Origin of the sequence: Streptomyces sp. SBT349 (genome assembly GCF_001083795.1) — a bacterium.
Lineage (GTDB): Bacteria > Actinomycetota > Actinomycetes > Streptomycetales > Streptomycetaceae > Streptomyces.
In genome coordinates, this window is the sequence record NZ_LAVK01000194.1 from 1 (window position 1) to 14,121 (window position 14,121).

Here is a 14,121-nt window from a genome sequence, read left to right on the forward strand (position 1 = left end):
CGGGGGACGGCGCCGCCCGGGGGTGCGGCGGTCAGCCCTTGACCGAGCCGGCGGCCAGGCCGCGCATCAGGTGGCGCTGGGTCGCCACGAAGATGGCCAGGATGGGGATGACGGCGAGCAGCAGCGTCGGGAACACCTTCGTGTAGTCCGCCGAGTACTGGCCGACGGCGGCGTAGACCCCCGTGGTGACGGTGTAGATGCCGCTGCCGGGGCCGAGGATGACCTGCGGGCTGGCGAAGTCGTTCCAGACGCTCAGGGAGTTGAGGATGAACGCGGTGGCGACGATCGGCCGCATCAGCGGGAAGACGATCCGCCACACCGTGTAGTGGCGGCCCGCGCCGTCGATGGCCGCCGCCTCGTCCAGCGCGCGCGGCAGCACCCGCACGAAGCCGGTGAAGACGAACAGCGTGAACGGCACGGTGGTCGCCGTCATGAACAGCACCAGCCCGGGGAAGGTGCTCATCAGGCCGAGGCCGCGCAGCACGAAGATGACCGGGATGAGGATCACCTGCGTGGGGATGAACATGCCGGCCACGAAGAACATCAGGATGGCGCGGAACAGCGGCCTGGGGGTCCTCGCCAGCACGTGGGCGGCGGGGACGCACAGCCCGATGGACAGCACGTTGACGCACAACAGCAGCGCGAGCGTGATCGCGTAGCCCTTGGGGATGCTGAACTCGGGGCTGTTCCAGGCGGCGCCGAGGTGTTCGGTGGTGGCGCGGGACAGGTCGATGGTGAACGGGCTGGTGAGGATGTCGTGCTGGCTCTTGAACGCGTTGATGACCAGCAGGTAGAGCGGGACCAGCATGAACAGGCACAGGACGCCGAGGAAGGCGACGCGTAGCACGGTCGCCGGACGTGACGAGCGAGTCATCCGATGGATTCCGCCCCTTCTTCCGCGCGCCGCCTGAGCGCGAGCACCGTGAAGGCGAGGATCGCGGCGGCGATGATGAGCACGACGGCCTCGGCCGAGGCGAGGCCGATCTTCCGGCCCGGGAAGGACACGGCGAGGATCGAGTAGGCCAGGGTCTGCGTCGATCCCGCCGGCCCGCCGCCGGTGAGGGAGACGACCACGTCGTAGGTCTTCAGCAGCGAGATGCCCGAGGTGATGAGGGCCACGCTGAACGTGGGCGCGAGCGCGGGCCAGGTGACGGCCCGGAAGGTCTGCCGGCGTCCGGCCCCGTCGATCCTGGCCGCCTCGACCAGGTCCGCGGGGACGGTCTGGAGCCCGGCCAGGTAGAGCACGAGCTGCACGCCGAACAGAGACCAGGAGATCACGAAGATCAGGGTCCACAGCGCCCACGTCGGGTCGGAGAGGAAGGGCATCGAGGAGCGCCCGGTCTTCTCCAGCATGGTGTTGACCACGCCCTGCGGCCCCAGCATCGCCTGCCAGAGGAAGCCGACGACCAGCGCGCTGAGCACGTGGGGGTAGAACATCACCACCCGCCCGAACGTGGTGAACCGGCCGGTCCGCTGGAGCAGCAGCGCCAGGCCCAGCGCGGCGGCGTTCACGAGGACGGCGCCCACCAGCGCGATCGTGCCGGTGACGACCATCGAGTCGGTGATGTCGGCCGACGTGAAGACCCGCTCGTAGTTCTCCCAGCCGATGAACTCGGGGACCTGCTGGGGGAAGCCGTTGTAGTCCGTGAAGCTGTAGTAGACGGCGTAGCCGACGGGGACGACGAGCAGGCCCACGTAGAGCACGAGCGCGGGGCCCACCATGGTGAGGCGCGCACCGGCGTCGCGCCAGCCGCGCCAGCCGCGCCAGCCGCGCCACCCGCGGCGCGCGCGGCGCCCGCCGCGCTCCCGGTGGGCCGCGGGGCGCGCCTTCTCGGCCGGAGCCGCCGCGGCGCCCTCCGGGACGGTCTTGGTCGGGGTCCTGGCCATGGTCAGCGGTTCTCGCCGACCCAGTCGTCGAGGGCGTCCGCGGCCTCCTGCGGGCTCTGCCCGGTGTAGAGGCCCTGGACGATCTCGGTGAACTTCGGGTTGAAGCCCGTGACCGGGAGCCGGGTGTCGCCGAACCCCTCGCCGACGGCGACGAGTTCCGGCGCCTCGTCCAGGATCGTCTGCACCTGGGCGAGCACCGGGTCCTCGGCCGTCTCGGCGCCCTGCCGGAAGACGCCGTCGGCGGTCAGCTGGGACCGGATGGCGGTCTCGTCGGTGACGAGGTACTCCACGAGGGCCTGCGCCGAGGAGATGTTGCCGGAGCCCGCGTTGATCATGTAGGGGTACGCCATCGTGGCGCCCTGCGGGCCGGGGTGGGCCTGGCCCTCGTCCACCGGCGGCGAGAAGACGCCGACCTCGAACGGCAGCTCGCCGCCGGCCGTGAGGGTGGTGGCGAACCAGCTGCCCTGCGGGTAGAGGCCCACGGTGCCCTCGATGAACGCGCCGTCGGCCGCGGCCGGGTCGAGACCCACGTCGTCCTGGGAGATGTACCCGGCCTCCAGCCAGTCCGCGTAGTGCTGGAACATCGGCAGGTACGCCTCGCCCGCGGACAGCTCCTCGTCGGCGACCGAGGTCTGCCAGCGCGGGTGGTCGGTGTTGAGGGTCGGGTGGTAGAGCTGCTGGAGCTGGAGCCCGGTCTGGAACTGCCCGGCGGTCTGGAGCGGCGTGTACCCGGCCTCGTCCAGCCGGCCCAGCGCCTCGTCGAACTCAGCCCAGGTGGTGGGAGGTTCGGCGATCCCGGCCTCCTCGAACGCGGTCCGGTTGTAGAAGACGAGGGACTGGGTCTGCGAGCCGACGCCGACGACGTAGCGACTGCCGTCGATGGCGTAGTCGTCGACCATCGGCGTGCCCTCGGTCCAGGGCAGGTCGCTGAGGTCGACCAGCTGGGGCAGCGTGTCGTCGTCCGGGAATATGGACTGGATGACGTCCGGGGCGGTGCCCGCGGCGAGCTGCTGGGGGAACGTCTCGGCGACGCTGCTCCCGGTGGGCGCCTCGATCTCGACCGCCACGCCGGTCTCCTCCTCGAAGGGCGCGACCAGCTCCTCCCAGGAGGCCTGGTCGAGGTTGGGCGTGAGGTTCACCAGCATCCGGACCTCGCCGCCGACCTCACCGTCGGCGTTGCCGCCCGAGGACCCGCCGTTGCCGCAGCCCGCCAGGGTGAGCAGCGAGACGGTGCCCACCGCGAGGGCGGTACGGCCGCGCCCCCAACTCAGTGCTGACATCGTTGTCTCCTAGTACACAGAGGGAAAGAGGGTCAGAGGGTGCCCCGGTAGGGCAGGGGGCCGAGGACCGAGACGTCGGTGGGGCGCTCCCCGCGGTCCACGCGGTAGACGCCGTCGTTGGCGACGAAGAAGGCCGGCGCCGCCGGGTACACGAGGTCCTCGGGAAGCTCCTCGCGATCGGTCCAGGCGAAGAACTCGCGGGCGAAGGTGGCCCGGTCCTTGCGCCCGTACAGGTGCAGGTCGCCCGCGGTCAGCGGGCTGCGCACGCACCAGTGGGCGCCGTCCTCCGCCCACACGGCCCGGTCGCTCAGCAGCACGGACTGCCGGTCGTAGGGGGTGAACACGGCGTCCCAAAAGCCCGGTCGCGTGCCGAGCCGGTCCACGAGGAACAGCAGGTCGTGGGCGTGCCAGGCGGTGCTCGGCGCGACGTCGGCCTCGTTGTGCCAGCCGGTCGCGGACGCGAAGTAGCCGGCGGGCGTCTGGTGCCTGGCGTAGGTCCGCAGGCAGCGGGCGGCGAAGTCGGCCAGCTCCGGGTCATCACCCTCCCGCAGCACCTCCTCGACGCCGTACAGCGTCAGCCCCATGCCGGCGATCAGCATGGGGGTGTCGGCGCGGTGGGCCCGGTCGCCCGTCACGTACCAGTAGCGGTGGTAACGGGTGTGGTCCTCGGCGTCCCGCCAGGCCGACCTGGCGACATGGCGGCAGAGCCGGCGCGCCTCCGCGAGGTAACGCTCCTCGCCGTACACGCGGCTGGCCAGCACGAGGGGCGCCGTCATCAGGCCGTAGTACTCGGCCGGTTCCAGGATGCCGCCCGCGCGCCGGTCGGCGGTGGTGCGGAACGCGCCCGCGCAGTCCGCGTCGGGGACGCCGCGGTGGTGGAAGAGGTCGATGAGGCGGTCGAGGTCCTCGGGGATCTGCTCGGCGAACGTGGCGTCGCCGGACAGCTCGGTCCACAGCAGCTTGACCCAGACCCGGGCGTACTCCTGGTTGCAGGTGCCCGACTCCCCGGGCCGCCCGCCGCCGTAGACCTCGCAGGCGTCGAGGTTGCGGCGGACCGTGGCGAGGATGTCCCCGCGCTCCCCGGCGTCCAGCAGGTGCCCGGCGTGCCGCAGGCCGAGCAGCAGGCCGAGGCTGCCGACGGCGTTGTGGATCAGGCCCGAGGTGGCGGACTCGCCGACCTGGAAGCCGATGTGCCGGTACTGGCCGTCGGGCTGGAGGGCCTGCGACTGGTAACGCATCATCGCGCGCCACAGCCGCAGGCCCCGTTCGTCCTCGTGCCGGGCCAGCGCCTGGCCGAGGGCGCCGAGCGCCGGGGCGGCGAACGCGGCGTGGCCGCTGGTGAAGTCCAGGAAGCTGGCCGGGTTGGTGCCCCACACGCTGTGGTTGTGGAAGCCGTTGATCGCGCCCTCGCCGGTGACCCAGGTGGCCAGCCACCGGGCGAGCGAGGCGGCGTCGGGCACGGCCCGGTCCTCGGGAGCGGTCGGGCGGTCGGAGCAGGTGGGTGCGGTCATGCGAGAGGTCCTCGGGGGTTCCGGGTACGGCTGGCGGAGCCATTCTCGGTGGCCCGCTCCGCGGCGGCGCGGGGGGCGCCGGAGACGCGGGGGACATCGGGGGCGCCCGAGGTGCCCCTGGTGCCCGGGACATCGGGGACGAGCCCGTCCCGGGCCAGGTCAGCCCACAACTCCTCGGGCGGCCGGGCCCGGTAGCGGTCCGCGTTGGCCGCGCTCTGCCGCGCGTCGCGCGCGCCCAGCACGACCGAGACGACGGCCGGGTGCCGCAGCGGGTGGGCGACGGCGGCGGTCGGCAGGGTGGCGCCGTGCCGTTCGCACCGGTCGGCCAGCGCGTGGGCCCTGGCGACGAGCGCGGCGGGGGCGGGCCGGTAGTCGTAGGTGGCGTCGGGCGCGGGCCGGTCGCGGCTCAGCAGGCCGGAGTTGTAGACGCCGGCGGCGACGACGCCGACCCCCCGCTCCTCGGCCAGCGGCAGCAGATCCGCCCGGGCCCGCTGGTCGAGCAGGGTGTAGCGGCCGGCGAGCATGACGAGGTCGAGGTCGCAGCGTTCGACGAGCTCGGCGAGCATGGCGGACTGGTTCATGCCGGCGCCGATCGCCCCGACCACGCCCTGTTCGCGCAGCTCGACCAGGGTGTCCACGCCGCTGGTCGCGGCTTGCTCGCCGTGGTCGTCCGGGTCGTGCAGGTAGACGATGTCCACCCGGTCCAGGCCGAGCCGTTCCAGGCTGCCCTCCAGGGAACGCAGCACGCCGTCGCGGCTGAAGTCCCAGACGCGGCGCTGGTCCGCGGGCACGGCGAAGCCGCCGTCGTCCGTCCGGCGCGCGGTCCCCTGGCTCGGTACCAGCAGGCGGCCGACCTTGGTGGAGACCGTGAACTCCGCCCGCGGGCGGCCGGCGAGCACCGGGCCGAGGCGCCGCTCGGACAGGCCGAGGCCGTAGTGCGGGGCGGTGTCGAAGTACCGGACGCCCGCGTCCCAGGCCGCGTCGACCGCGCCCGCCGCGTCCGCGTCGCTCGTCTCCCGGTACAGGTTGCCCAACTGGGCGGCACCGAAGCCCAGTTCGGTCAGGCGCAGACCGCGGCGCAGCCGCCGCGAGGGCAGGGGCCCGCCCTGCCGGGGGGTGTCGCCGGGGAGAGGTCCTGTGGTGGTCACGCCCACTCCTCCGGGTGCGCGAAGGGGCGGCCCGCCGCGAAGCGCGCGACCTCGGCAGCCACGGCCGCGCCGAGCCGGTGCAGCTCGCCGCCCATCGAGCCGGCGATGTGCGGGGTCAGCCGGACGTTGGGCAGCTCCCACAACTCGCTGCTCGCGGGCAGCGGCTCGGGGTCGGTGACGTCGAGCACCGCGTCGAAGCGGCCCGTGCGCAGCTCCGCGAGGAGCGCGGCGTGGTCCACCACGCCGCCGCGGGCGGTGTTGATCAGGGTCGCGCCGTCCCGGAGCAGGGCCAGGCGCCGCGCGTCGATCTGCCCGGCGGTCCCGGCGGTGAGCGGCTGGTGCAGCGAGACCACGTCGCCCCGCCGCATCACCTCGTCGAGCGTGGCGCGTTCGACGCCGAGGCCCGCCGCCATCGGCTCGGTGAGCTCGGGGCTGAAGCACAGGACACTCAGGTCGAACGGGCGCAGCAGCCGGATCAGGGCCCGCCCGGTGCGCGAGGCCCCGACGACGCCCACCGTGCGCCGGTAGTTGCCGGCATCGGTCACCTCGTGCTCCCGGTCCAGGAGGCCGCGCCGCTCGCGGTGCAGGCGCTCGGCCGTGAAGGCGCGCTTGTTGGCCAGCAGGATCATGGCGAGCGCGTACTCCGCCACGGGTATCGCGTTGGCCTCCCGGGCATTGGCGGCGACGACGCCGCGGGCCGCGAGGGCGGCCGGGTCCCCCACGCAGCCGGCCGCGACGCCCCCGGCGTAGACGACCGCGCGCAGGCGCGCGGCGAGCCGCGCGTGCCGGGGGGTGAGCACGGGCGCGTCCCAGCCGGCGATGAGCACCTCGGTGGCGGCCAGGGCCTCGCGGGCGGCGGGGGAGTCGTACTCGGTGAGGACGCGCGCGGGGTCGAGGTCGACGGCGTCGCGCAGCCGCGCCATGGCCTCGGCGTCGAAGAGCCGCCCGGGCAGGGTGGCCGGCCGCATGGCGAAGGTGGCGCGGAGCGCGCGGGCGCTCATGGGGCGAGCCCCGTCGCGCGGGGGGCCAACGACGTGGGCACGAGCCGGAGTCCGGCGTCGGCGGGCCGCACGTGCGGCCCGGCCGGGCGCGACCAGTCGGCGTCCTCCCGCCCGGCCGCCGCGGCGATGACCGCCTCGTCCACGGTGATCCCGAGGCCGGGCGCGTCCCCGAGGACGATGCCGCCGCTCTCGACGGTCTGGTCGACGCCGAGTCCGACCGGGAAGCCGAGGTCCTGCACCTCGGTCACCAGGTGGTTGGGGACGGCGGCGGCGGCGTGCGCCAGCGGGTTGGCGTTGTAGCCGACCGGGCTGACGGGCAGGTCGTGGCCGAGGGCGAGGGTGGCGACGCGCAGGAAGTGGGTGACGCCCCACGTGCTCGCGGTCTGCACGACCCCGATCGCGTCGGCGGCGAGCAGCGGGCGGAACTGTTCGAGGCCGGTCAGGTTCTCGCCCGAGGCGACGGCCGCGCGCGCCGCGCGGGCGACGGCGCGGTGCCCCGCGACGTCCCAGCGGCGCACCGGCTCCTCGATCCAGGTCAGGTCGACGTGCTCCTCGACCCGGGCGAGCAGGCGCACGGCCTGGTGCCTGCCCCAGCTCTCGTTGACGTCGAGCATCATGGCCGGGCGCCGGGTGTTGCGGGTCAGCAGCCCGGCGACGGCGGTCAGCCGCGCGATGTCCCGGTCCACGTCCAGGCCGCCCTTGAGCTTGGCGCCGGTGAAGCCGCGGTCGGCCCACCGCTCGTAGAAGGCGAGCAGCGCCTCGTCGTCGAGCGCGATCTCCAGGCCCGAGGCGTACCCGGGCACGAAACGGTCCGCGGCGCCCAGGGTGCGCCACAGGGCCTCGCCCGCCATCTTCGCCTTGAGGTCCCACAGCGCCATGTCGAGGGCGCCGACGGTGCCGAACGTCGTGCCGCCGTGGCCGCTCTTGAACACGTGGGCCAGCATGCGGTCGTAGAGCGCGGTGACGGCCCGGGGGTCCGCGCCCTCCACGGCGGGGAAGACCCGCGCCACGTCGCCGTGCGCGCCGAGGCCGACGCCGGTGAGCCCCTCGTCGGTCTCCAGCAGGAGGACGGGGACCTCGGTGACCCCGCCCGAGAGCACGCCGTTCGCGTCGCCGACCGGCCGGCCCCAGCGGTGGACGGTCCTGAGGCTGCGATAGCCCGTGATCTTCATCGACTCTTCTGCTCCTTGGGTGCCGTGCGGACCGCGGGCGGCGGGGAGGCGGTGACGGTCGGCGGCACGCGGTGCGGCCGGGACAGGCGGGGAACGGATGAGGCGGCGGTGAGGTCGCGGTGAGGTCGCCGTGCCACGGGGTGTTCCCGTGGAAGCGACACGTAACTTATCATACGACTGACCAGTTGGTGGTGCGGTAGTCTGGCCACTTCTGTACGAGGTTCCCCAACTCCCCTGCGTGACGGCCGCCGCGCCCCGCACGGCGGGGCGCGTAAGGGGCCCCGGAAACGACGGAGAACCCCGATGAGTTCACGGCCCCCGGTCCCCAAGTCGTCGCCCCCGCCGCCCCGGCACCGGCCGCCGCTGGCCGCGGGCGTGGTGCAGAGCCTCACCACGGCCATCGTGACGGAGGAGTACCCGAGCGGAACGGCGCTGCCGCCCACCGGGATGCTGTGCGAGATGTACCAGGTCAGCCGCACGGTGGTGCGTGAGGCGATCACGGCGCTCGCCGAGAAGGGCCTGGTCACCGCCCGGCAGGGCTGGGGGACGATCGTGCTGGAGCAGAACCACTGGAGCCTGCTCGACCCGCAGATCCTCGACGCGCTGTTCCAGCGCGCCGACCGCCTGCGCTACCTGGACAACCTGATCCAGATCCGCATCACGCTGGAGTGCCCCATGACGGCCGAGGCGGCCCGGCGCGTCACCAAGGAGGAGGCGGCACAGCTGAGCGCGCACCTGCGCACCCTCGCCGGGCTCCTCGACGACGCGGGTGCCTACGCGAGCGCCGACATCGCCTTCCACGACCACATCCACCGCGTCTCCGGGGACACCTTCGGCCGCGCCATCGTCTCCAGCCTCCAGGGCCGGGCCCTGCACACCTCGCAGTACAGCGGCAACCCCACCCGCGCCGAGCTGGAGTTGACGCACCTGGCGCACACCCGCGTGCACGACCGCATCCTGGCCGGCGACGCCGACGGCGCGGCCCAGGCCATGCGCGAGCACATCACCAACTCCTGGGCGCGCCGCCGCCCTCAGGAGCCCTGACCGACCCTGGGCCCCGTACCCACCCCGTGCCCAACTCCCGCGTGCACGACGGTTGAAATCGGTCATGCGCGCGGATACGGTCCCTCACCACAAGAGAACATGTATGACGTGTGATGAGAGAGGTCGGACCATGCCAAGACATGTGCGGAGCCGCGGCCGACGCACGGCCGGGGCGCTCGCGACGGCCCTGCTGCTCGCCGTCGCGCCGGCGGCCCCCTCGGCCGCCGCCGCGGCGCCCGGCGGTCCGGGCCCCTCGGGGCCGACCGTCTACGTCGCCCCCGACGGCCGGGACGGCGCCGCGGGGACGCTGGAGGACCCGTTCGGCACCGTGGAGGAGGCCAGGGACGCGCTGGCCGGCCGCACCGACGCGCGCCACCGGGGCACCGTCTACCTGCGCGGCGGCGTCTACGAGACCTCCCGGACCGTCGAGTTGACGGGGCCGGGCAACTCCCATGTCACCTATGCCGCCTACCGCGGCGAGGAGGTGGAGTTCACGGGCGCCAGGACCCTGCCGGGCGACGCCTTCCGCCCGCTGAGCGAGATCACCGGCGAGGACCCGCGGTGGTCCTCCCGCGCCCGGGTCCCGGAGGCGGTCCGCGACCAGGTGTACGTCTACGACCTGGGCGCCGAGGGGATTCCGACCGGCTCCCTCAACAAGAACGGATTCAACTGGCAGGCCCGGCCGTTCGCGCCGGAGCTGGTGGCCGACGACACCGCGCAGACGCTCGCCCAGTACCCCAACGGCGACGCGCAGCTGGACAGTTCGGCCCTGGGCGTGGCCGCCGCGTTCGAAGGCGCACGCGACCACTTCTCGGACAAGACACCCGACGGGACCACGCTGCCCTACGAGGAGATGCTCGAACTCCCGGGCCCCGTCTACCGGGTGGACAGCCCCGAGATCGCCGGCCGTTACGCCTCCTGGGCGCCGCCCGCGGACCTGCCCGAGGAGACCGTGACGAACCAGCCCGAACGCCCCATCGACACCACCGTCCACGAGACCGACGGCTGGCTGGCGGGCTACTTCGGCAACAACTACGGCAACGACCGGGTCCGCATCTACTCGGTCGGCGCCGAGGGCCTGGACGACGACGGGGCGGCGGCCGGCTGGAACATCCGCACCACCTACCCGACCATGTACGCCGCCACCGACAAGTGGACCTCGTTCGTCGCGCAGAACCTGCTGAGCGAACTGGACGCCGAGGGCGAGTACTACATCGACCGGTACGACGGCGCCGACGTGCTCTACTACTACCCGCCCGGCGGCACGGTCGCGGACAAGGACATCACGCTCACCGCGTTCGACCAGCCGTTCTTCGTGCTGGAGGGCGTGACCGGCGTGACCCTGGACGGCCTCACCCTCAATGGCTCCACGAACAGCGGCGTGCGGCTGCTGGACGCGGAGTCCTGCACGCTCCAGCGGATGGTGATCCGCAACGTCAGCCTGGACGCGGTGCAGATCGGCGAGGCCAGCGACGCCATCACGGCGGTCGCCGAGTACACCACGAGCCGCGGCGGACACGACAACCGCGTCGTGGACAGCACGCTGCACGACCTCGGCGGCGGCGGGGTGTTCCTCGCGGGCGGCGACCGGGACACCCTGGAGCGCGGCGACAACGTGGTCGAGCACAACGAGATCTACAACTTCTCCAAGCTGGCCACCTACACCCCGGCCGGCTACCTGTACGGGGTGGGCAACACCTTCCGCCGCAACCACGTCCACGACGCGCCGCACATGGCGGTCCAGATCATGGGCAACGACATGGTGGTCAGCCACAACCGGTTCGAGCGCCTGGTCACCAACGCCTCGGACCAGGGGGTCATCTACTCGGGCCGGGACTACACGTACCTCAACAACGAGATCGCCTACAACTACTTCGGCGAGGTCGCCGGGAACAACCAGGCCATCTACATGGACGACGGCATGTCCGGGATGACCGTCCACCACAACTACTTCTCCGAGGTCGAGCACGGCCTGTTCTACAACGCGGGCCACAGCAACGTCGCCTCCGACAACGTCTTCCTCGGCGTCCGCTTCAGCGGCCACGACAAGCTCTACCACGAGGGCGGCCGGCGGCTGCCGGTCCCCAACGCCAAGGTCGTCGTCGAGCGCTTCAACGACATGCTGCGCGTCGGCGACGGCTCCGGCTTCACCAACACCCCCGAGAACGTGGAGCGGTGGTACCGCCACTACGAGCGGCAGTACCCGAACATCAGGGACTGGTACGTGCCGGCCGACTCCGCCGGCCAGCCCTGCGCCGAGATCGGTACCGAGGAGTGCACCGCACCGGAGGTGTGGGAGAACCCGGACTCCGTCTACGTGCCCGCGCACAACGAACTGACCCGCTCGGTCCTCATCGACACCGGCGACTTCGCCTACACCGACGACGCCGACGGGCTGACGATCGCCACGTTCAACCCGGGCTTCGACGCGGTGCGCGTCTCGGTCGGCGAGCCCTCCGAGGTCTCGTTCGACCCGGAGACCGGGCGGTTCGACCCCCGGACCAGCAGGCTGAACGAGGAGGACGGCTTCGGCCCCCGGTGGGTGCGCGAGTGGAACCGTGCCTTCCCCCTGGAGGGCGTCGGGCCGCGCGCTTGAGGCCGCGCGCCGGAAAAATCACGGCGACCGGGCGGCGGCGCGACCCCCACGGCGCGCCGCCGCCCGGCGCCGCGCCGCGCCGCGGTCAGCGGTGGTAGGCGGGCATCGGGCCGCGCAGGTCGGCGCCCACCGCGTCGCAGGCGGCGGTCACCTCCTCCGGCAGCGGCCCGGCGTGGGCGGCCGCGAGATTGGCGCGCAGGTGCTCCACCCGGGAGCCCCCGAGCAGCACGGCGTCCACCCCCGCGCGGCCCAGCAGCCAGCGCAGCGACAGCTCGGCCGGTGCCACGCCCGCCTCCTCGGCGATCCGCTCCAGCCGCGCGACGGCGTCGAACAGGCCCGCGCGCCAGTACCGTTCGCGATACATCGGCGCCAGCCGCGAGTCCCCGAACCGCCCGGCCGCGGGCTCCCGGCCGAGGCGGTGGCGGCCGGTCAGCAGGCCGCCACCGAGCGGGTTGTAGACCACGGTGCGCAAGCCCTGGGTGACCGCGTACTCGCGGTACTCCTCCTCGACGCGGCGGGCCAGCAGGTTGTAGAGCTGCTGGGCCACCTCGGGGCGGGGGGCGCCGGTCCGCTCGGCGGCGTGGGTGAGTTCGGCGATCCGCCAGGCCGCGTGGTTGGAGACGCCGAGCGCGCGGATCTTCCCCTCGGCCGCGAACTCGGCCACCGTGCCGAGGGTTTCCTCGATCGGCACGGAACGGTCCGGCTGGTGCAGGTAGAACAGGTCCACGTGCTCGGCGCGCAGCCGCCGCAGGCTCCCCTCCAGTGCGCCGCGGAGCCCCGCGGGCGACAGCGGCGCGTGGCCGCCCGCGTCCGGGTGCGGCATCCCCGCCTTGGTGGCCACGGTCACCCGGGCGCGGCGGGCCGGGGTCAGCAGCTCGCCGAGCATCGTCTCGGTGGCGCCGCCGGCGTAGACGTTGGCGGTGTCGACGGCCGTCACCCCGGCGTCGAGCGCGAGGTCCAGCATCGCCGCGGCCCCGGCACGGTCCACGGTGTCGCCGAAGGTCATCGTGCCGAGGACGAGCGGGGGAGCGGACGCGTTCACCGGGGCCTCCTTCGGCCGTCGTCCTGCGGGGCGGCGGCCGGTCCCGTTGGCCTCCGCGCGCCCCCGTGACCCGCGGCGGCTCGGCACCGGCCGAGGGTCACCGTGGCACGGGTGCGCGATCCGCGCAAGACATCTCGCGCGCATCGCGCGACCTGTGGCATCATCGACCGGCACGATCGGCCGTAACGGAACCCCGCGCGCCCGGCCCGCGCCTCCGTCCGACGACTCCCAGGAGGCCCGGTGCCCGACCAGCGGCAGCGGCGCGTGCTCGCCCTCGCGGACGACCTGTCGGGCGCGGCCGAGACCGCCGCCGGACTGCTGGCGCGCACAACGCGCAACCGCGTGGTGCTCGACGCGGGCCGCGCGGCCCCCCGCGAGCCGGGCGAGACCACCGTGGTCGACCTCGACTGCCGCCACCTCCCCGCGGCCGAGGCCACGCGCCGGGCGCGGGCCGCGCTGGCGGCGGGGGGCGGCCGGGACGCGGGCGGCGCGCTGGTGCTGGCCAAGGTGGACTCGCTGCTCCGCGGCAACCTCGCCGCCCTCGCCCGGGTCCTGACCGAGGACGGCCACCCGGCCGTGGCCACCACCGCGCTGCCCGTCGCCGGGCGCGTGGTCCGCGACTCCACCGTCCACCTGCGGGGCGTCCCGCTGCACGAGACCGACGCCTGGCGCGTCGAGCCCACCCCGCCGCCGCGCTCGCTGGCCGCCGCGTTCGCCCCCGTGCCGGTGGCCCCCGTTGCCCTGCGCACCGTGCGCACCGGGCACGCGGCCCTCGTCGCGGCCTTCCGCGCGGCGACGGCCGCCGGGCGCATGGCCGTTCCCGACGCGGAGAGTGACGCGGACCTCGACGCGATCGCCGCCGCCGCCCTCGCCGCCGACCCCGCCACCCGCCTGATCGGCACCGGCGGCATCGCCGGCGCGCTGGGCCGCCACCTCGGCCGACCCGGCGCCGGCGCCCTCGCCGGGCCGCCGCCCGAGGGGGACCGCCCGCTCCTCGTCGTGGTCGGCTCGGCCGAGCCCACCGCGGCCGAGCAGGCCGCGCGGCTCGCCGCGGACGGCGCGACCCCCCTGCTCCTGCCGCTCGCCGACCCGCCACCAGGACGCCGCCCCCCGTCGCCGGCCCTGCCGATGGCCGGAACCACCGTCCTGACCATCGGCCGCGCGGCCGCCCCCCACCCGGCGCCCCGCGCCCTGGTCGCCCGCCTCGCCGCGGCGGTGGCCGGGGCCCTGGCCGCGCACGCCGCCCGCGGCGCGCCCCCCGCCGACCTGGTGCTGACCGGCGGCGAGACCGGCCGCCGCGTGCTCGACGCCCTCGGCGTGCGCGAACTGGAGCCCGTGGGCCAGATCCACCACGGCGCGGTCCACCAGCACCCCGACGGCCGCTCGATCGTCACCCGCCCCGGCAGCTACGGCGGCCCCGACTCCCTGCTCCGCATCGTC

11 protein-coding genes are annotated in these 14,121 nt (G+C 74.2%); 3 read left to right on the top strand and 8 right to left on the bottom strand.

Annotation, left to right across the window (positions count from 1 at the left end; genetic code table 11):
* Nucleotides 1–31: 31 nt before the first annotated feature.
* The 7 genes from ADY01_RS22115 to ADY01_RS22145 are packed head-to-tail and all read right to left on the bottom strand — an operon-like array spanning nucleotide 32 to nucleotide 7,999.
* Nucleotides 32–874, bottom strand: a complete 843-nt coding sequence (locus ADY01_RS22115) for a carbohydrate ABC transporter permease (RefSeq protein WP_049576481.1) — start codon at nucleotides 872–874, stop codon at nucleotides 32–34.
* The gene (locus ADY01_RS22120; RefSeq protein ID WP_078900500.1) at nucleotides 871–1,887 is read right to left on the bottom strand and encodes a carbohydrate ABC transporter permease; all 1,017 of its coding nucleotides are present in this window, start codon (nucleotides 1,885–1,887) and stop codon (nucleotides 871–873) included. The genes ADY01_RS22115 and ADY01_RS22120 overlap by 4 nt, the downstream gene beginning before the upstream one ends.
* A gap of 2 nt (nucleotides 1,888–1,889) precedes the next feature.
* Complete coding sequence (locus ADY01_RS22125; RefSeq protein WP_049576484.1) at nucleotides 1,890–3,167, bottom strand: ABC transporter substrate-binding protein; 1,278 nt, start codon at nucleotides 3,165–3,167, stop codon at nucleotides 1,890–1,892.
* Nucleotides 3,168–3,199: 32 nt separating this feature from the next.
* Nucleotides 3,200–4,678: a hypothetical protein gene (locus tag ADY01_RS22130; RefSeq protein ID WP_049576487.1), complete on the bottom strand. Its 1,479-nt coding sequence runs from the start codon at nucleotides 4,676–4,678 to the stop codon at nucleotides 3,200–3,202.
* Nucleotides 4,675–5,775, bottom strand: coding sequence for an aldo/keto reductase (locus tag ADY01_RS22135; RefSeq protein WP_078900502.1), 1,101 nt, complete (start codon nucleotides 5,773–5,775; stop codon nucleotides 4,675–4,677). The genes ADY01_RS22130 and ADY01_RS22135 overlap by 4 nt, the downstream gene beginning before the upstream one ends.
* A gap of 47 nt (nucleotides 5,776–5,822) precedes the next feature.
* Nucleotides 5,823–6,827 (bottom strand): hydroxyacid dehydrogenase, encoded by a 1,005-nt coding sequence (locus ADY01_RS22140; RefSeq protein WP_049576490.1) that lies wholly within the window; start codon nucleotides 6,825–6,827, stop codon nucleotides 5,823–5,825.
* On the bottom strand, nucleotides 6,824–7,999 hold the full coding sequence (locus ADY01_RS22145) for a mandelate racemase/muconate lactonizing enzyme family protein (RefSeq protein ID WP_049576491.1): 1,176 nt from the start codon (nucleotides 7,997–7,999) through the stop codon (nucleotides 6,824–6,826). Before ADY01_RS22145 ends, ADY01_RS22140 begins: the two co-directional genes overlap by 4 nt.
* Before the next feature lie 303 nt (nucleotides 8,000–8,302).
* On the opposite strand from ADY01_RS22145, the gene ADY01_RS22150 reads away from it, so the two are divergent.
* On the top strand, nucleotides 8,303–9,043 hold the full coding sequence (locus tag ADY01_RS22150; protein WP_049576494.1) for a FadR/GntR family transcriptional regulator: 741 nt from the start codon (nucleotides 8,303–8,305) through the stop codon (nucleotides 9,041–9,043).
* 130 nt (nucleotides 9,044–9,173) lie between these two features.
* Complete coding sequence (locus ADY01_RS22155) at nucleotides 9,174–11,639, top strand: right-handed parallel beta-helix repeat-containing protein (protein ID WP_159001343.1); 2,466 nt, start codon at nucleotides 9,174–9,176, stop codon at nucleotides 11,637–11,639.
* 85 nt (nucleotides 11,640–11,724) lie between these two features.
* On the opposite strand, the gene ADY01_RS22160 is transcribed toward ADY01_RS22155, so the two are convergent.
* Nucleotides 11,725–12,681: an aldo/keto reductase gene (locus tag ADY01_RS22160; protein WP_267888461.1), complete on the bottom strand. Its 957-nt coding sequence runs from the start codon at nucleotides 12,679–12,681 to the stop codon at nucleotides 11,725–11,727.
* Between the two features lie 240 nt (nucleotides 12,682–12,921).
* On the opposite strand from ADY01_RS22160, the gene ADY01_RS22165 reads away from it, so the two are divergent.
* The coding region (locus ADY01_RS22165; protein WP_053171099.1) for a four-carbon acid sugar kinase family protein at nucleotides 12,922–14,121 on the top strand (1,200 nt) is incomplete at its 3' end.